The 15,263-nt window shown below is 69.3% G+C and carries 17 protein-coding genes and 1 tRNA gene; 7 read left to right on the top strand and 11 right to left on the bottom strand.

Annotation, left to right across the window (positions count from 1 at the left end):
• Nucleotides 1–2: 2 nt before the first annotated feature.
• A tRNA-Ala gene (locus tag KHC28_RS11645) sits at nucleotides 3–78 on the bottom strand.
• Nucleotides 79–345: 267 nt separating this feature from the next.
• Between KHC28_RS11645 and KHC28_RS11640 the strand changes: the two genes are divergently transcribed.
• A complete protein-coding gene (locus KHC28_RS11640; protein WP_214008520.1) occupies nucleotides 346–624 on the top strand; it encodes a YggT family protein in 279 nt (92 codons plus the stop codon).
• Between the two features lie 11 nt (nucleotides 625–635).
• The gene (locus KHC28_RS11635) at nucleotides 636–947 is read left to right on the top strand and encodes a DUF167 family protein (protein ID WP_214008519.1); all 312 of its coding nucleotides are present in this window, start codon (nucleotides 636–638) and stop codon (nucleotides 945–947) included.
• A gap of 92 nt (nucleotides 948–1,039) precedes the next feature.
• Here KHC28_RS11635 and KHC28_RS11630 read toward each other — a convergent pair whose 3' ends face one another.
• The 3 genes from KHC28_RS11630 to KHC28_RS11620 form a co-directional block, all read right to left on the bottom strand.
• On the bottom strand, nucleotides 1,040–1,549 hold the full coding sequence (locus KHC28_RS11630) for a GNAT family N-acetyltransferase (RefSeq protein WP_214008518.1): 510 nt from the start codon (nucleotides 1,547–1,549) through the stop codon (nucleotides 1,040–1,042).
• 190 nt (nucleotides 1,550–1,739) lie between these two features.
• Nucleotides 1,740–3,569 (bottom strand): translational GTPase TypA, encoded by a 1,830-nt coding sequence (typA, locus tag KHC28_RS11625; RefSeq protein ID WP_214008517.1) that lies wholly within the window; start codon nucleotides 3,567–3,569, stop codon nucleotides 1,740–1,742.
• Between the two features lie 146 nt (nucleotides 3,570–3,715).
• Nucleotides 3,716–3,970, bottom strand: coding sequence for a hypothetical protein (locus KHC28_RS11620; RefSeq protein WP_214008516.1), 255 nt, complete (start codon nucleotides 3,968–3,970; stop codon nucleotides 3,716–3,718).
• Nucleotides 3,971–4,218: 248 nt separating this feature from the next.
• Between KHC28_RS11620 and KHC28_RS11615 the strand changes: the two genes are divergently transcribed.
• Complete coding sequence (locus tag KHC28_RS11615) at nucleotides 4,219–4,461, top strand: hypothetical protein (protein WP_214008515.1); 243 nt, start codon at nucleotides 4,219–4,221, stop codon at nucleotides 4,459–4,461.
• Nucleotides 4,462–4,468: 7 nt separating this feature from the next.
• On the opposite strand, the gene KHC28_RS11610 is transcribed toward KHC28_RS11615, so the two are convergent.
• Nucleotides 4,469–4,768 (bottom strand): hypothetical protein, encoded by a 300-nt coding sequence (locus KHC28_RS11610; RefSeq protein ID WP_214008514.1) that lies wholly within the window; start codon nucleotides 4,766–4,768, stop codon nucleotides 4,469–4,471.
• A gap of 97 nt (nucleotides 4,769–4,865) precedes the next feature.
• The gene (locus tag KHC28_RS11605; protein ID WP_214008513.1) at nucleotides 4,866–6,017 is read right to left on the bottom strand and encodes a site-2 protease family protein; all 1,152 of its coding nucleotides are present in this window, start codon (nucleotides 6,015–6,017) and stop codon (nucleotides 4,866–4,868) included.
• A gap of 349 nt (nucleotides 6,018–6,366) precedes the next feature.
• Here KHC28_RS11605 and KHC28_RS11600 point away from each other — a divergent pair, with 349 nt between their 5' ends.
• Nucleotides 6,367–6,870: a pyridoxamine 5'-phosphate oxidase family protein gene (locus KHC28_RS11600; RefSeq protein WP_214008512.1), complete on the top strand. Its 504-nt coding sequence runs from the start codon at nucleotides 6,367–6,369 to the stop codon at nucleotides 6,868–6,870.
• A 70-nt stretch (nucleotides 6,871–6,940) separates the two neighbouring features.
• Here the strand turns inward: KHC28_RS11600 and KHC28_RS11595 are convergent, their stop codons facing one another.
• The 5 genes from KHC28_RS11595 to KHC28_RS11575 form a co-directional block, all read right to left on the bottom strand.
• The gene (locus tag KHC28_RS11595; protein ID WP_214008511.1) at nucleotides 6,941–8,167 is read right to left on the bottom strand and encodes an argininosuccinate synthase; all 1,227 of its coding nucleotides are present in this window, start codon (nucleotides 8,165–8,167) and stop codon (nucleotides 6,941–6,943) included.
• 106 nt (nucleotides 8,168–8,273) lie between these two features.
• A complete protein-coding gene (locus KHC28_RS11590) occupies nucleotides 8,274–8,885 on the bottom strand; it encodes a hypothetical protein (protein ID WP_214008510.1) in 612 nt (203 codons plus the stop codon).
• A gap of 4 nt (nucleotides 8,886–8,889) precedes the next feature.
• Nucleotides 8,890–10,119, bottom strand: coding sequence for a dual-specificity RNA methyltransferase RlmN (rlmN, locus tag KHC28_RS11585; RefSeq protein WP_214008509.1), 1,230 nt, complete (start codon nucleotides 10,117–10,119; stop codon nucleotides 8,890–8,892).
• Between the two features lie 95 nt (nucleotides 10,120–10,214).
• Nucleotides 10,215–10,883 carry a methyltransferase family protein gene (locus KHC28_RS11580; RefSeq protein ID WP_214008508.1) on the bottom strand — a complete coding sequence of 223 codons (669 nt, stop codon included), beginning with the start codon at nucleotides 10,881–10,883 and terminating at the stop codon, nucleotides 10,215–10,217.
• Between the two features lie 89 nt (nucleotides 10,884–10,972).
• The gene (locus KHC28_RS11575) at nucleotides 10,973–11,713 is read right to left on the bottom strand and encodes a GyrI-like domain-containing protein (RefSeq protein ID WP_312893167.1); all 741 of its coding nucleotides are present in this window, start codon (nucleotides 11,711–11,713) and stop codon (nucleotides 10,973–10,975) included.
• A gap of 303 nt (nucleotides 11,714–12,016) precedes the next feature.
• On the opposite strand from KHC28_RS11575, the gene dapF reads away from it, so the two are divergent.
• Genes dapF through ftsY form a run of 3 tightly spaced genes read left to right on the top strand, consistent with a single transcriptional unit; the run spans nucleotide 12,017 to nucleotide 15,142 of the window.
• The gene (gene dapF / locus KHC28_RS11570) at nucleotides 12,017–12,883 is read left to right on the top strand and encodes a diaminopimelate epimerase (RefSeq protein ID WP_214008506.1); all 867 of its coding nucleotides are present in this window, start codon (nucleotides 12,017–12,019) and stop codon (nucleotides 12,881–12,883) included.
• 11 nt (nucleotides 12,884–12,894) lie between these two features.
• Nucleotides 12,895–14,187, top strand: a complete 1,293-nt coding sequence (gene mtaB, locus KHC28_RS11565; protein WP_214008505.1) for a tRNA (N(6)-L-threonylcarbamoyladenosine(37)-C(2))-methylthiotransferase MtaB — start codon at nucleotides 12,895–12,897, stop codon at nucleotides 14,185–14,187.
• A gap of 16 nt (nucleotides 14,188–14,203) precedes the next feature.
• A complete protein-coding gene (gene ftsY, locus KHC28_RS11560; RefSeq protein WP_214008504.1) occupies nucleotides 14,204–15,142 on the top strand; it encodes a signal recognition particle-docking protein FtsY in 939 nt (312 codons plus the stop codon).
• The last annotated feature ends 121 nt before the right edge of the window (nucleotides 15,143–15,263 follow it).

Raw genomic sequence — 15,263 nt, 5'->3', positions numbered from 1 at the left:
GATGGTGGAGCCGAGGGGATTTGAACCCCTGACCTCTGCAGTGCGATTGCAGCGCTCTCCCAACTGAGCTACGGCCCCTCACCATCAGGCCGCGCCTTGTACGTTCGCCTCCGCCGCCCTGTCAAGCGGGCTCGTGATGCCACGCACAGGCGAAGTCGCCTTCCCCGGGGAAGGCCGCGCCGCCCGTCCTGTAAATCGCCGGACACCGGCCGCTCACGCCGGCCCGCCCCTTCGGGAAGGCGGGAAGCGCGGCCTCCCGTGCGATCGGGGTTGCCGCGATGCGGCGGCGCCTTTAAGCATTCGTCAGCTTCGGCCCCGCGCCGCCCGCCCTCCTTGAGGTTCGCGATGTATTCGCTGCTCTGGCTGTTCGACACGATCATCTCGCTCTATGTCTGGATCCTCATCGCCTCGGCCATCCTCTCCTGGCTGGTGGCGTTCAACGTGGTCAATCCGCACAACCAGGTGGTGCGCAGTGTCGGCGAGTTCCTGTGGCGTGTCACCGAGCCGGTGCTGGCGCCGATCCGCCGCCTGCTGCCCAATCTCGGCGGCATCGACATTTCGCCGATCATCCTGATCATCGGCCTGTATTTCATCCGCAACCTGGTGTTCGAACTGCTGGCCTGAGCCAGACGACCGTGACCGGGCAAGCCGCCTGGACGCCCACCGCCGACGGCGTGACGCTCAGCGTGCGCGTCACGCCGCGCGGCGGGCGCGACGCCGTCGAGGGCTTCGTCGATCTGGCGGACGGCAGGCAGGCGTTGAAGGCGCGGGTCAGCGTCGCGCCGGAGGACGGCAAGGCCAATGCCGCCGTCATCCGCCTGCTGGCGCGGCTGCTGGACGTGCCGGCGACGCAGGTGGAACTGGTTGCCGGCGCCACGGCCCGACTGAAGACCTTCCGCATCCGCGGCGATGCCGAGGCGATCGCCGGCAGGCTCGCCGCCTTGTGATGGCCCGTGCGGGGCGTGTCGGATCCTGAAAAACGTCAGGCTGTGAAAAACGTCGGCCCCGCAGCCGCGTCAGGCCGGCACCGGCGCCGGGCTCAGCCGGCCCAGCCGAAAGCCAGCTTTTCCAGCGTGCGCCCGCCGAAGGTCTCGGAGGAGCGGGCGATATTGGCGCCGCCGAGCGCGCGGTAGAAGGCGAGCGCCGGCTCGTTGGCGGCCAGCGCCCACACCGTCACGCCGTCGAAGCCCAGGCTGGCGAGTTCCTTGCGGGAATCGGCGAACAGCCGGCGACCAAAGCCGAGCCCCTGATATTCCGGCCGGAGATAGAGTTCGTAGATCTCGCCCTCATAGGGCAGGCCACGGGCGCGGTTGCGGCCGAGATTGGCGTAGCCGGCGATGCGGTCGGCATGGGTGAGCACCAGCACGCGCGAGCCGCGCCGCAGGGCGGTTTCCCACCAGCCCGGCCCGCGCCGCTCGATCATCTTTTCGAGCTCCACGCCGGGAATGAGACCGCGATAGGCCGCGCGCCACGCCGAGTCGTGGATCTCGGCGACGTCGGCCGCATCAGCCGGGCGGGCCCGGCGCGTTTCGATGAGAAGCGTGCCCATGCCCTGATGGGAGCAAAAGCCGGGCGCGGGATCAAGTAGCTTTGTGGCGAAATCGCGCGACGATCCACCAAAGCCCGCCACCAAAGCCCCGCCGCCAAAGGGCGACCCGCCCGCCGGGCCCGCAAAGAAAACGGCCGCTCCCCGGGAGGAGCGGCCGTCATTGTCTCGGGTCGGCGAGGGTGCCGGAGCGTCAGACGCCCTCGGCTTCCTTGCGGCGCTCCTCGCGCTTGCGCTCGTTCGGGTCGAGCCAGCGCTTGCGGATGCGGATCGACTTCGGCGTCACCTCGACCAGTTCGTCGTCCTGAATCCAGGCCAGCGAACGCTCCAGCGTCATGCGGATCGGCGGGGTGAGGCGCACGGCCTCGTCCTTGGAGGTGGTGCGGATATTGGTGAGCTTCTTGCCCTTGAGCACGTTCACCTCGAGATCGTTCTCGCGGTTGTGCTCGCCGACGATCATGCCCTGATAGACCTTCCAGCCCGGCTCGATCATCATCGGGCCGCGATCCTCGAGGTTCCACAGCGCATAGGCCACCGCCTCGCCCGCCTCGTTCGAGATCAGCACGCCATTACGGCGGCCGGGGATTTCGCCGCGATGCGGCTGATAGGCGTGGAACAGCCGGTTCATGATCGCGGTGCCGCGCGTGTCGGTCATCAGCTCGCCCTGATAGCCGATGAGGCCGCGGGTGGGCGCGTAGAACACCAGACGCTGGCGGCTGCCGCCCGAAGGCTTCATCTCCACCATCTCGGCCCGGCGCTCGCTCATCTTCTGAACGACCACGCCGGAATATTCCTCGTCCACGTCGATCAGCACTTCCTCGATCGGCTCGAGGATCTCGCCGCTGTCGGCGTCCTTGGTAAACACCACGCGCGGACGCGAGACGGCGATCTCGAAGCCTTCGCGGCGCATGGTCTCGATCAGCACGGCAAGCTGGAGTTCACCGCGGCCGGACACGAAGAAGCTGTCCTTGTCGCTGGATTCCTCGATCTTCAGCGCCACATTGCCTTCCGCCTCGCGCAGCAGGCGGTCGCGAATGACGCGGCTGGTCACCTTGTCGCCCTCGGTGCCGGCGAGCGGCGAATCGTTGACGATGAACGACATGGTGACGGTCGGCGGGTCGATCGGCTGCGCCTTGAGCGGGGCGTCGACCGAAAGGTCGCAGAACGTGTCGGCGACGGTGCCCTTGGAGAGGCCGGCGATGGCGATGATGTCGCCCTGCACGCCCTCGTCGATCGGCTGGCGCTCGATGCCGCGGAAGGCGAGGATCTTGGACACGCGACCCTGCTCGACCACCGAGCCGTCCTGCGCCAACACCTTCACCGACTGGTTCGGCTTGATCGAGCCGGAGGTGATGCGCCCGGTGATCATGCGGCCGAGGAAGGGGTTGGCTTCCAGCAGCGTGCCGATCATGCGGAACGGGCCGTCATCGACGGTGGGCTCGGGCACGTGCTTGAGCACCAGGTCGAACAGGGGGGCCATGCCCTCGTCCTGCGGGCCTTCCGGCGAATGCGCCATCCAGCCATTGCGGCCGGACCCGTAGAGGATCGGGAAGTCGAGCTGGTCGTCATTGGCGTCGAGCGCCGCGAACAGGTCGAACACCTCGTTGATGACTTCCTGCGAGCGGGCGTCGGAGCGGTCGACCTTGTTGATGGCGACGATGGGACGCAGCCCGACCTTCAGCGCCTTGCCGACCACGAACTTGGTCTGCGGCATCGGGCCCTCGGCGGCGTCGACCAGCACGATGGCGCCGTCCACCATGTTGAGGATGCGCTCCACCTCACCGCCGAAATCGGCGTGGCCGGGGGTGTCGACGATGTTGATGCGGGTATCCTTCCAGACCACCGAGGTGGCCTTGGCGAGGATGGTGATGCCGCGCTCCTTTTCGAGATCATTGCTGTCCATCACCCGTTCGGCGACGCGCTGGTTCTCGCGGTAGGAGCCGGACTGCTTGAGCAGTTCGTCCACCAGCGTGGTCTTGCCGTGGTCGACGTGGGCGATGATGGCGATGTTGCGCAGCTTCATAAGGTCAAACACCAAAAAGCGGGCCCGAAGGCAGTTCGGACCCGCATGAGAAATTTTGCGGCGCACTATACTCACAAAGCCCGCAAAGGCAACGCCGGGCCGCGCAAAAGCCGCGCGCGACCCGGCGAAAGCCGGTCGGAGCCGGCTCAGTGCGGGTGGCGCATCTCCCAGAGCCGCCGAATCTGCCCGGCCTTGAGGATCTCTCCCTCCGGTGTGCGCAGCCAGGCGACGTCGCGCCCGGCGGGCGACTGCGTCATGGCGAAGGCGACGGCATCGTCCACCGTCTCGAACTCGTAGCTGTCCGGCCAGTGGTCCGGTCCGTGGACGTCATGCGAGGCCGGCCAATACTGCAGCCGGGCCAGGGAATGGTCCGCGCCGGAGTGGTCGGGTCGTTTTTCCATGGCGATGCTCCTCCTCATCGGGGTGGCGCGCCGCAAGCCGGCACGCCGGCTCACCGTGGGTCCGTCCACGGCGGACATGAGGAACGCCCGAGGCGGCGGACGGTTCCTTCCGCAAGATCCGGCGGCGAGTACATGACAGTCTCGGCAGGATGACCGGCCCGGCGGCTTGAATGACGGCGCCGCCATCCCAGTTGTCATGAGAGACGCGTCGGCATGGCCGATCGCGCGGGTCATACGGAGGGGTTGCGATGAACGGACGTCCCGAGGCCGACAAACCGGACGAGGCCGAGGTCGACGAGGCGCTGGAGGAAAGCTTTCCCGCCAGCGATCCGCCGGCGTTCTCCGGCATCACCGGCGCGGTGCCGATCCCGGAAAACAAGCCGGCGCCGCCGCCGAGCGAGGCGGATATCGACGAGGCGCTCGACGAGAGCTTCCCGGCCAGCGACCCGCCGGCCTTCACCGGCATCACCGGGGTGAAGCAGGCCGAGTAGCGGCGGTTCAGTACATCTGGTCGGCGGCGAAGCTTCCGACGCCGTAGCCAAGATACGCGAACACCACGAAGATCAGCAGATAGCCCACCAGGTTCGGGGCGAACTGGCCGCGCTCCTGGTTACGGCGGCGCACCCGGTCGTGCCAGAACAGCGCCCCGACGATGGCGATCGGCGCCGGATACAGCTCCCCGGCGCCGGAGAACCCCATAAGCGCCGTCGCGATCACGAAGATCGCGACCAGCACCGGCCCTTCCAGCCGGTCCTGAAGCGTCACGGGAGGGGGCGGCGGCGGGCCCTGATAGGTCATGTCTCGTCCTGTGCGGCTGCTGGCCGGAAAGCGCCGCCCCGTTGGTCGGGCCCGGCCGTGGAGAGCGAAGCGGTCGGCGGCGATCTTCGCACGACGCCTAGCCGGCGCCGATGCCCGGCCCGGTGGGACCGCTCGGCCCGGCGCCGCGCCGCGCCCAGGGCCCGAAGCGCGCCTCGGGCTGGGCGGCGCGCAGCATCATCATCTCGCCGACATTCTCCGGCGACAGCAGCCCGGCGAGCCGCCCCTCGGCGTCGAGCGCGCCGAGCACCGGCGCCCGGCTCTCGGTGAGCAGCTTGAGCGCCTGGTCGAGCGGCGCGCGCACCGGCAGCGTCGGGATGTCGGCCTGCATGGCCTCGATCACCGGCGCCTGCGGGCCGCCGGCCTGCAGCGCCCGGATCATGGCGTCGCGGGTGAGCACGCCGCGCAGGTGCCCGCCGCCGTCGACGACGGGGAATTCCTTCTGGGTGGTGCGGATCAGCGCTTCGGCGGCGTCGCCGACGCTCGCCTGCGTCCCCAGCGTCTCGAAATGCGTGATCATCGCGTCCTGCACCAGCACGCCCCGCGCCGCCTGCCGCATCTGCACGGTCCCGGCCTCGCCGGAGGCGGCGAGGAACACGAAGACGGCGATGATGATCAGCATCGGGTTGCCGAAAATGCCGAGGAAGCCGAGGCCGATGGCCAGCGCCTGCCCGATCGAGGCGGCGGTCTGGGTCGCCTGCGCATGGCCCATCCGCATGGCGAGCAGCGCCCGCAGCACCCGCCCGCCATCCATCGGGAAGGCCGGGATGAGGTTGAACACCACGAGGAAGATGTTGGCGCCTGCCAGCTTGGCGAGCAGGCCGATCTGCGGGTTGTCGATGTTCTCCAGATGCTCGACGCCGGTGGTGCCGCCCAGCACCAGGATCAGCACCAGCGCGATCACCACGTTCACCGCCGGGCCGGCCAGCGCCACCACCAGCTCCTCGGACGGCTTCTCGGGAATGCGCTCCAGCCGGGCGATGCCGCCGAACGGCCACAGCGTCACCTCCGGCGTCTTCACCCCGTAGCGGCGCGCCGCGAAGATGTGGCCGAACTCGTGCAGCAGCACGCACAGGAACAGCAGCGCCACGAAGGCGACACCCTCCCAGGCGGCGCCGCTGCCGCCGCGCTGGTAGTACGCCACCCAGATCCACACCAGGAACAGCAGGAAGGTGACGTGGATGCGCACGGCGGTGCCGTAGATGTGACCGACGGTCAGCGACCAGGGCATGCGACGTCTCCCTTGCGAGTTCCCCGCGGCGGCGGTTCCCGTAACGGCGGTTTCCCGCCCGCCCGGTACAGCCATGCCGCACCGCGAGTTTAAACGCTAGAGCCTTTCCTGATCAGGTGAAATCGCCCGATCGATAAGAAAATGCTCTCGATTCAATAAGCTGGAGCCTGTTTTCGTCGCGAAGGCCTTTCAGCGTTCGCGGAACAGGCTCTAGCACCCGCTTCACGAAAGCTCGGCAACGGCCGGCCTCGCCATGCCCGGCCGCGACAGCATGTGACGGAACCGGCACCGGCGTTTGCGGGTTGGCATGGCAGTCGTCCCTCACCCGGCCAGCAAGGGAGCTTTCGCCATGGAACGCACCGTCCGCACCACGACCGAAGCCATCGACCATGTGTGGAAGATGATGGAGGACATCCGCACCTGCATGCTGGTGACCAAGCAGGGTATCGCCCTGCGCGGCCGGCCGATGCATGCCATGCCCTCGCGCGGCGAGGGCTGCGTCTGGTTCCTGTCCGACCGGCGCGGCCACATGGACGAGGAGTTGGAGCGCGATCCGCAGGGCGCGCTGATCTTCGCCCATCCCGGCCGCAACGACTATCTGTCGGTCTCCGGCGAGACCGAGATCAGCCATGACCGGCTGCGCATCGATGAATTGTGGAACGATGCTGCCCGCGCCTTCTGGCCGGCCGGCAAGGACGATCCCGATATCTGCGTGCTGCGCTTCCTGCCCGAGGACGCGGAATATTGGGACGGCCCGTCGAGCTCGGTGGTGATCGCGCTCAAGCTGGCCACCGCCCGCCTGGCCGGCGGAAGGCCCGATCTCGGCGAGAACCGCAAGGTGCCGCTGGGCTGAACGAGCCCGCCAAAAAGAAAAGGCCCGGCGCGCGGCCGGGCCTTCATCCTCGTGTCCCCGGAAGCGCCGCTCAGCCGCCGACCTTGCGGTCGCGATTGGCGAGCGTGCGCAGGCGCAGCGCGTTCAGCTTGATGAAGCCGGCGGCGTCGCGGTGGTCATAGGCGACCGCGCCTTCCTCGAAGGTGACGAGGTCCTGGTTGTACAGCGAATAGGGCGAGGAGCGGCCGACCACGGCGACATTGCCCTTGTAGAGCTTCAGCCGCACCTGGCCGGTGACGAATTCCTGGCTCTTGTCGATCAGCACCTGCAGCATCTCGCGCTCGGGCGAGAACCAGAAGCCGTTATAGATCAGCTCGGCATAGCGCGGCATCAGCTCGTCCTTGAGATGCGCCGCGCCGCGGTCCAGCGTGATGCTCTCGATGCCGCGATGCGCCGCGATCAGGATGGTGCCGCCGGGGGTCTCGTAGACGCCGCGCGACTTCATGCCGACGAAGCGGTTCTCGACGAGGTCGAGCCGGCCGATGCCGTTTTCCTTGCCGAGCGCGTTGAGGCGCGTCAGCAGCGCGGCCGGCGACAGCGTCTCGCCGTCGATGGCCACCGCGTCGCCCTGCTCGAAATCGACGGTGATGTAGGTCGCCTTGTCCGGCGCGTCCTCGGGGGCGATGGTGCGCATATACACCATCTCCGGCGCCTCGACCGACGGGTCCTCCAGCACCTTGCCCTCGGAGGAGGAGTGCAGCAGGTTGGCGTCGACGGAGAACGGCGCCTCGCCGCGCTTGTCCTTGGCGATCGGGATCTGGTGGCTTTCGGCGAAGGCGATCAGCTGCTCGCGCGAGCGCAGGTCCCATTCGCGCCACGGCGCGATGATCTTGATCTCCGGCTCGAGCGCGTAATAGCTCAGCTCGAAGCGCACCTGGTCGTTGCCCTTGCCGGTGGCGCCATGCGAGACGGCATCGCCGCCGACCTTGCGGGCGATCTCGATCTGCTTCTTGGCGATCAGCGGCCGGGCGATCGAGGTGCCGAGCAAATATAGGCCTTCGTAAAGGGCATTCGCGCGGAACATCGGGAACACGTAGTCGCGCACGAACTCCTCGCGCACGTCCTCGATGAAGATGTGCTCCGGCTTGATGCCGAGCAGCTCGGCCTTCTTGCGCGCCGGCTCCAGCTCCTCGCCCTGGCCGAGATCGGCGGTGAAGGTCACCACCTCGCAGCCATAGGTGGTCTGCAGCCATTTGAGGATCACCGAGGTGTCGAGACCGCCCGAATAGGCGAGGACCACGCGCTTGACGTCAGCCATGTCGAAGGATTCCGCGAGAAGACAGGAAGAGAGGCAGGGGATTTGAAAGCGCGCGGACTATAGGCATGGCGCGCGCATGCGCAAGTGCGACGCTCATCTGCGGCGCTCAGGGGGTGGGCGGCGCAGCGGGTCCACCACTCGGCGCGGAGGGCGGCGATTTGGTCGCCTCCGGCAAGGGCAAGGCCTGCGACGGGGGAAGAGGCTGCGACGGGGGAACCGGCTGTGCCGGCGGGAGAGGCGCCGCCGCTGGCGCCGGAATGCGCTCGGCGAAGACCGGCTTCCAGAAGCCGGCGCTCCACCCAGCCACCAGCCAGTAGGCCAGCCCGCCGGCGAGCCCGGCGCCGAGGATGTAGAGGTTGACGTCGAAGCTGGCCAGCGCCGCGCCTTCCGGGAAGGGCGGGAACAGCTGCGCCCCGAGCCAGGCGGAAATCGCCCCGTTCGCCACGTGGAACAGCCAGGAACGCACGCCGAACATCTCGGCGAACAAAACGCCGATCAGCGCCACCGCCCACATCATCAGCGCCGCGCCGGACAGAGCGAGCCCGGAGATCATCGCCGCGTCGAACAGCCGGATCGCGTCGATGTCCTGCGTACCGGCGAGGATGTCGCCGACCCGCCAGGAACCGGCGATCATCACCATCACCGAGACGATCAGGGCGCAGACCAGCCCGAACGGCACCAGCACGAAGCGCAGCAACAGACGCAGCAGGCTGTCCACGCCGCTATTCCGCCGAGGCCGCCATGGCGCGCAGGGCGAGCCTTTCGCGGGCGGACAGCTTCTCGGTCTCGCTCTTCAGCTGCCCGCAGGCGGCGAGGATGTCGCGCCCGCGCGGCGTGCGCACCGGGCTCGAATAGCCGGCGCGGAACACGATGTCGGAGAACTGCTCGATGGTCTCCCAGTCCGAGCACTCATATTTGGTGCCCGGCCACGGGTTGAACGGGATCAGGTTGATCTTGGCCGGGATGCCGGCCAGCAGCTTCACCAGCGCCTTGGCGTCGGACGGGCTGTCGTTCACGCCCTTGAGCATGACGTATTCGAAGGTGATGCGCTTGGCATTCGACGCCGCCGGGTAGTTACGGCAGGCGTCGAGCAGCTCGCGCAGCGGGTACTTCTTGTTGATCGGCACCAGCACGTCGCGCAGTTCGTCGCGCACCGCGTGCAGCGAGATGGCGAGCATCGGCCCGACCTCGGCGCCGAGCTTCTCGATCTCCGGCACCACGCCGGAGGTGGAAACGGTGATGCGGCGCTTGCCGATGCCGAGCCCCTCGCCATCCGCCAGCACCTCGATGGATTTCGCGACCGAGTCATAGGCATAGAGCGGCTCGCCCATGCCCATGAACACGATGTTGGTGACCAGGCGGTCGCCCTCGGTCGGCAGACCCGGCCCGACGGCGCGTTCCTGCCCGGGGTAATCGCCCAGACGATCCCGCGCGACCATCACCTGCGCGACGATCTCGGCGGCGGTCAGGTTGCGCACCAGCCGCTGGGTGCCGGTGTGGCAGAACGAGCAGTTCAGCGTGCAGCCCACCTGCGAGGAGACGCACAGCGTGCCGCGGTCGCTCTCGGGGATGTAGACCATCTCGACATCGTGCGGCTTGTCGCCGGCGATGTCGGGCGGCAGGCGCAGCAGCCATTTGCGGGTGCCATCGGCGGAGACCTGCTCGACCACCACCTCGGGGCGGTCGAGAGTGAAGGCTGTGCCGAGCTTCTCGCGCAGCCCCTTGCCGACATTGGTCATGGCGTCGAAGGAGGTAGCGCCGCGCAGATAGATCCAGTGCCAGAGCTGGGCGACGCGCATGCGCCGCTCGCGCTCGGGCAGGCCGATCTCGGCGAGCGCGGCGGAAAGGCCCTCACGGTCGAGGCCGGCGAGCGAGCGCTTGGCCGGCGCGGCGGCGACGGGAGGAAGAGTACCGGCCGCCGGACGCGGCGCGGTTTCGATCAGTGTGTTCATGTCGGTCGGATAAGCCCAGCAACGGGTGCGCAAATGACTGCTTTCGCGCCTCATAGCACAGAAGTGGCGCCGGCGCGAATGAAGCGGCCGTGCGGTCACCAGAGGCAGGGCACCAGCCGCGAGGTTCGGGCGCAATAGGCGTCATATTCTTCGCCGAACGTCTCGCTCAGCAGCGCCTCCTCCGCCCGGATGCGGGCGATCAGCGGGGGGATGAGCAGCAGCGCCAGCAGCACCCCGGCCGTCGAGCGGAAGACGAGCGCCCAGCCGAGCGAGCAGATGAGCAGGCCGGCATAGCTGGGATGGCGGATGAGGCGGTAGGGGCCGTCGGTCACCAGCCTGTGGCCGGGCTGGATCGCCACCAGCCCGCTGAACCGGTTGCCGAGCACGAAGACCGGCCACAGCCGCAGCGCGCCGCCGGCGGCGAACAGCAGCAGGCCGAGCCAGCGCACGCCCGCGCCGCCGAAGGTCCACACATCGAGCTGGTCGGTATAGGCCGGCAGCCAGGCCGAGAGGAGGCCGAGGACGCCGAATACCGCGAGCACCCAGCGATTGCCGCGGTCCTCGCGCTCGCCGGGGCTGAGATTGCCCTGCGTGAACAACGCCGCCACCGCCAGCGCGAACAGCACCAGCGCGGCGGCGGTGCGCGCCGGATCGGCGAAGAAGGCGCCGATGCCGCCCCAGCCGAGCACGGCGAGGCCGAGATAGGCGAGCGTCGCCAGCAGCGAGAACGCGATGAGGGCCGGCGAGCGCAGCGCGGATGCCATCATGGCCTCCCGGTGATGCCGAACCCGATTCAACCGCCGGCGGACCCGCGCGGTTCCCGCCAGCGCCGGCCGCGCTTCGACGTCGGCCGCTACTTCAGCGGCACCCAGATGTCGATGACGAGATCGTCCTCCGGCGTCGTCACCGGATCGGCTCGGTACTCCTCAACATAGAGGTCCTGCGCCTCCAGGTCCTTGGCATCGAGCAGGTTGGCGATCTGCTCATAGGTCGGGTCCATGGCGTCATAGGGACCGCGATGGGTGAAGCGCAGCGCCTTGCCGGCCGGCGAGGCGGAGAATTCGAAGCCCGCCCCCGGCTTCTCGGTGGTAGCGCCGGAGAACGGCACCGCCGCCTCGAACTCGAAGCCGGCATCGTCGGTCATGGTGTAGACGATGAACGGCGCGCCGACCCGCTTCAACTTCAGCCGGTCGAGCTCGGCATAGACCTCCTTCAGCGTCGCCACCAGCGTGGCGAAGCCGTCGTCCCAGTTGCTCTTGGCGCTCTTCTGCAGCACCGGCACCGGCACCATCTCGGCGGGATCGCCGAAGCCGTCCGGGCGTTGCAGCGGGTCGCCGCCCGGCGCCACCGCCGTGGTGCCGACGCCCTTGGGATCGACCACCGGCGGTGCCACCATGTCGCCCTCGCCGGCGCCAGGAGCCTCCGCGGCGGGAGCCTCGGAGGCCTTCGGATCCGGCGTCGCGGGCGCGGCGGGAGACGGGGCGGCGGGAGACGGGGCAGCTGCGGCCGGTGCCTCGGCAGCCGGCGCGGGCGACTGCGCCCGGACCGGCAGCGCCACCGTTGCCAGCAGCGCCAGCGCGAGCACGGATTTCACGAGAGGATTCAGGAGCCGAAGGACAAGCTGCATGGTTCACCCGGGCACGGCATGACGCCGTCCCATCCTTAGCATCCCGCCGGTGGCGCGACGATGGCGCAAAGCCCCCGCCGCCACGTTTCCCCGCCCGCGCGGCAGCGGCGCCACGCCTGTGCGCCACGCCTCCATCGCCGGCACCCGGCCCCGCCTGCGGCGCCGGAACGGGCGCGCTGCGGCAAACGCACTGGCCTTCGCGCCCGGCTTCGCCATATAAGGGCGGAATTCCGCCGCTTGAGCGCCCGGCTGGGCATTTCTCGGAACACCATGGCTTCGCTGGCAGACCGCCCCTTCGTGAAGATGAACGGCCTCGGCAACGAGATCGTCGTGCTCGACCTGCGCGACGAGCCGGTGCCGGTGCCGCCGGCGGAGGCGCGCGCCCTCGCCCGGCCGGAGGTGCTGCCCTTCGACCAGATCATGGCGCTCTACCCCGCCGCCGTGCCGGGCATCGACGCCTATGTGCGCATCATCAATGCCGACGGCTCGGAGGCCGGCGCCTGCGGCAACGGCACGCGCTGCATCGCGCTTTACGAGCATGGCCGCACCGGCCGCAGCCATATCCGCTTCGAATCCGTCGCCGGCCTGCTCGACTGCAATGTCGCCGCCAGTGGCATCACCGTCGACATGGGGCCGCCGCGCTTCGGCTGGGCCGACATCCCGCTCGCCGGCCCGGTGGCCGATACCCGCGCCATCGACATCCAGGCCGGCCCGGCGGAAGCCCCGGTGCTGGCCGGCCCGGCGGTGGCCAATGTCGGCAACCCGCACGCGGTGTTCTTCGTGCCGGATGCCGCCGCCATCGATCTCGGCCGCTACGGGCCGGAGCTCGAGCATCATCCCGCCTTCCCGGATCGCGCCAACATCTCGGTGGCGCAGGTGCTCGCACCCGACCGCATCCTCCTGAAGGTGTGGGAGCGCGGCGCCGGGCTCACCCGTGCCTGCGGCTCGGCCGCCTGCGCCACCGCCGTCTGCGCCGTCCGCCTCGGCCTCACCGGGCGCCGCGTCACCGTCACCCTTCCCGGCGGCGACCTCACCATCGAGTGGCGCGAGGCCGACGACCACATCCTGATGACCGGCCCGGCCGAGCTGGAGTTTTCCGGCCGCCTCACCCCCGACATGCTCGGCGTGACGGCCTGAAGGACCGCCTTATGTCCATCGACGTCGTCACCTTCGGCTGCCGCCTCAACACGCTCGAATCCGCGGCGGTGAAGAACGCCGCCAGCGCGGCGGGGCTCGACGACCTCGTGGTGGTCAATACCTGCGCCGTCACGGCGGAGGCGGTGCGCCAGGCCCGGCAGGCGATCCGCCGGCTGAAGCGCGAGCAGCCGGGCAAGCGCATCGTCGTCACCGGCTGCGCCGCCCAGACCGAGCCGGAGACCTTCGCCGGCATGGAAGAGGTCGAGCGCGTCGTCGGCAATGCCGAGAAGGCGAGGCCGGAGACTTGGGCCGCCACCCGCCAGGCGCTCGATTTCGGCATCGGCAACGAGGAAAAGGCCGTCGTCGGCGACATCATGAGCGTGCGCGAGACCGCGCTGCACCTGATCGACGGGCTACAGGTCGACGGGATCGAGGGCCACACCCGCGCCTTCGTGCAGGTGCAAAACGGCTGCGACCATCGCTGCACCTTCTGCATCATCCCCTATGGGCGCGGCAATTCCCGCTCGGTGCCGATGGGCGAAGTGGTGGGGCAGGTGCGCCGGCTGGTCGAGAACGGCTACGCGGAAGTCGTGCTCACCGGCGTCGACCTCACCTCCTGGGGCGCCGGCCTGCCGGGTTCGCCGAAGCTCGGCACGCTGGTGCGCGCGATCCTGCGCCACGTGCCGGAGCTGCGGCGCCTGCGGCTCTCCTCCATCGATTCCGTCGAGGCGGATGACGAACTCATCCGCGCCATCGCCGAGGAAGAGCGGCTGATGCCGCATCTGCATCTCTCGCTGCAGGCCGGCGACGACCTCATCCTCAAGCGGATGAAGCGCCGTCACTCCCGCCGCGATGCTATCGACTTCTGCGCCGGCATCCGCCGCGCCCGACCGGACATGGTGTTCGGTGCCGACATCATCGCCGGCTTCCCGACCGAGACCGAGGCGCATTTCCGCAACTCGCTGGCCCTCGTCGACGATTGCGGGCTGACGCATCTGCACGTCTTCCCGTTCTCGGCGCGGCGCGGCACGCCGGCGGCGCGCATGCCGCAGCTGCCGGGCGACGCGGTCAAGGAGCGCGCCCGCCGCCTGCGCGAGAAGGGCGCCACCGCGCTGCTGCGCCACCTGGCGGCGGAAATCGGCACCAGGGCGGAAGTGCTCGCCGAGCGCGGGGGCCTCGCCCGTACCCGCGCCTTCACCCCGGTGCGTCTCGTCACCCCGATGGAGGCGGGCCGCATCGGCGAGGTCCGCATCGCCGGGCATGACGGCACCCATCTCCTCGGCACCCGGCTGATCGCCGCCTGAACCTTTCGGAAGCGACATGAGCGACGACACTCCCCGCCCCGGCTTCTGGAAGCGCCTGACACAGGGGCTGACGCGCACCGCGTCGAACCTGTCGACCGGCATCACCGACCTGTTCACCAAGCGCAAGCTCGACGCCGACACGCTCGAGGACCTCGAGGACGTGCTGATCCGCGCCGATCTCGGCGTCGAGACCTCCGCCCGCATCGCTGAAGTCGTCGGCAAGGGCCGCTACGACAAGCAGATCGAGCCGGAGGAAGTGCGCGGCCTCGTCGCCGCCGAGATCGAGAAGGTGCTGGCCCCGGTCGCCAGGCCGCTGAGCTTCAGCACCGAGGCCAAGCCCTTCGTGCTCCTGATGGTCGGGGTCAACGGCTCGGGCAAGACCACCACCATCGGCAAGCTCGCCTCGGTGCTGCGGGCGCAGGGCAAGCGCGTGGTGCTCGCCGCCGGCGATACGTTCCGCGCGGCCGCCACCGAGCAGCTGAAGGTGTGGGCAGACCGCACCGGCGCCGCCCTGGTCTCCCGCCCGCCGGGCGCCGACGCCGCCGGCGTCGCCTTCGACGCGCTCGCCCAGGCCAGGGCCGAGGGCGCCGACGTGCTGATCATCGACACCGCCGGCCGGCTGCAGAACCGCGCCGAGCTGATGGCGGAGCTGGAGAAGATCGTCCGCGTCATCAAGAAGCAGGATCCCACCGCGCCGCATGCGGTGGTGCTCACCCTCGACGCCACGGTCGGCCAGAACGCTCTGTCGCAGGTGGACGCGTTCCAGCGCGTCGCCGGCGTCACCGGCCTCGTCATGACCAAGCTCGACGGCACCGCGCGCGGCGGCATCCTGGTGGCACTGGCCGCCAGATACGGCCTGCCGGTGCATCTGATCGGCGTCGGCGAGGGCATTGACGATCTGCAGCCCTTCGCCGCGCGCGATTTCGCCCGCGCCGTGGTCGGCCTCGACGACTGAGGGAATCTTCGCGCGCGGCGGGTGCGGCTGCGTCGCGAAAACGCAGGCGGGAAAACCGTGCCGTGATCGCGCGGCCCTTGATCGCGCCGCATTGCCGGGCGACAACGCTGGAAAGTGAGGA

Origin of the sequence: Ancylobacter sonchi, assembly GCF_018390695.1 — a bacterium.
Taxonomy (GTDB): domain Bacteria; phylum Pseudomonadota; class Alphaproteobacteria; order Rhizobiales; family Xanthobacteraceae; genus Ancylobacter; species Ancylobacter sonchi.
The sequence above is the reverse complement of the archived record's forward strand: the minus strand, read 5'-3'. Positions and strand labels throughout refer to the sequence as shown.

What these genes read in the sequence shown, in the direction of transcription:
- KHC28_RS11640 (WP_214008520.1), top strand. Translation starts at nt 346, where the DNA reads ATGTATTCGCTGCTCTGGCTGTTCGACACGATCATCTCGCTCTATGTC.
- KHC28_RS11630 (WP_214008518.1), bottom strand. Translation starts at nt 1,549, where the DNA reads ATGGGCACGCTTCTCATCGAAACGCGCCGGGCCCGCCCGGCTGATGCG.
- typA (WP_214008517.1), bottom strand. Translation starts at nt 3,569, where the DNA reads ATGAAGCTGCGCAACATCGCCATCATCGCCCACGTCGACCACGGCAAG.
- KHC28_RS11620 (WP_214008516.1), bottom strand. Translation starts at nt 3,970, where the DNA reads ATGGAAAAACGACCCGACCACTCCGGCGCGGACCATTCCCTGGCCCGG.
- KHC28_RS11615 (WP_214008515.1), top strand. Translation starts at nt 4,219, where the DNA reads ATGAACGGACGTCCCGAGGCCGACAAACCGGACGAGGCCGAGGTCGAC.
- KHC28_RS11610 (WP_214008514.1), bottom strand. Translation starts at nt 4,768, where the DNA reads ATGACCTATCAGGGCCCGCCGCCGCCCCCTCCCGTGACGCTTCAGGAC.
- KHC28_RS11605 (WP_214008513.1), bottom strand. Translation starts at nt 6,017, where the DNA reads ATGCCCTGGTCGCTGACCGTCGGTCACATCTACGGCACCGCCGTGCGC.
- KHC28_RS11600 (WP_214008512.1), top strand. Translation starts at nt 6,367, where the DNA reads ATGGAACGCACCGTCCGCACCACGACCGAAGCCATCGACCATGTGTGG.
- KHC28_RS11595 (WP_214008511.1), bottom strand. Translation starts at nt 8,167, where the DNA reads ATGGCTGACGTCAAGCGCGTGGTCCTCGCCTATTCGGGCGGTCTCGAC.
- rlmN (WP_214008509.1), bottom strand. Translation starts at nt 10,119, where the DNA reads ATGAACACACTGATCGAAACCGCGCCGCGTCCGGCGGCCGGTACTCTT.
- KHC28_RS11580 (WP_214008508.1), bottom strand. Translation starts at nt 10,883, where the DNA reads ATGGCATCCGCGCTGCGCTCGCCGGCCCTCATCGCGTTCTCGCTGCTG.
- dapF (WP_214008506.1), top strand. Translation starts at nt 12,017, where the DNA reads ATGGCTTCGCTGGCAGACCGCCCCTTCGTGAAGATGAACGGCCTCGGC.
- mtaB (WP_214008505.1), top strand. Translation starts at nt 12,895, where the DNA reads ATGTCCATCGACGTCGTCACCTTCGGCTGCCGCCTCAACACGCTCGAA.
- ftsY (WP_214008504.1), top strand. Translation starts at nt 14,204, where the DNA reads ATGAGCGACGACACTCCCCGCCCCGGCTTCTGGAAGCGCCTGACACAG.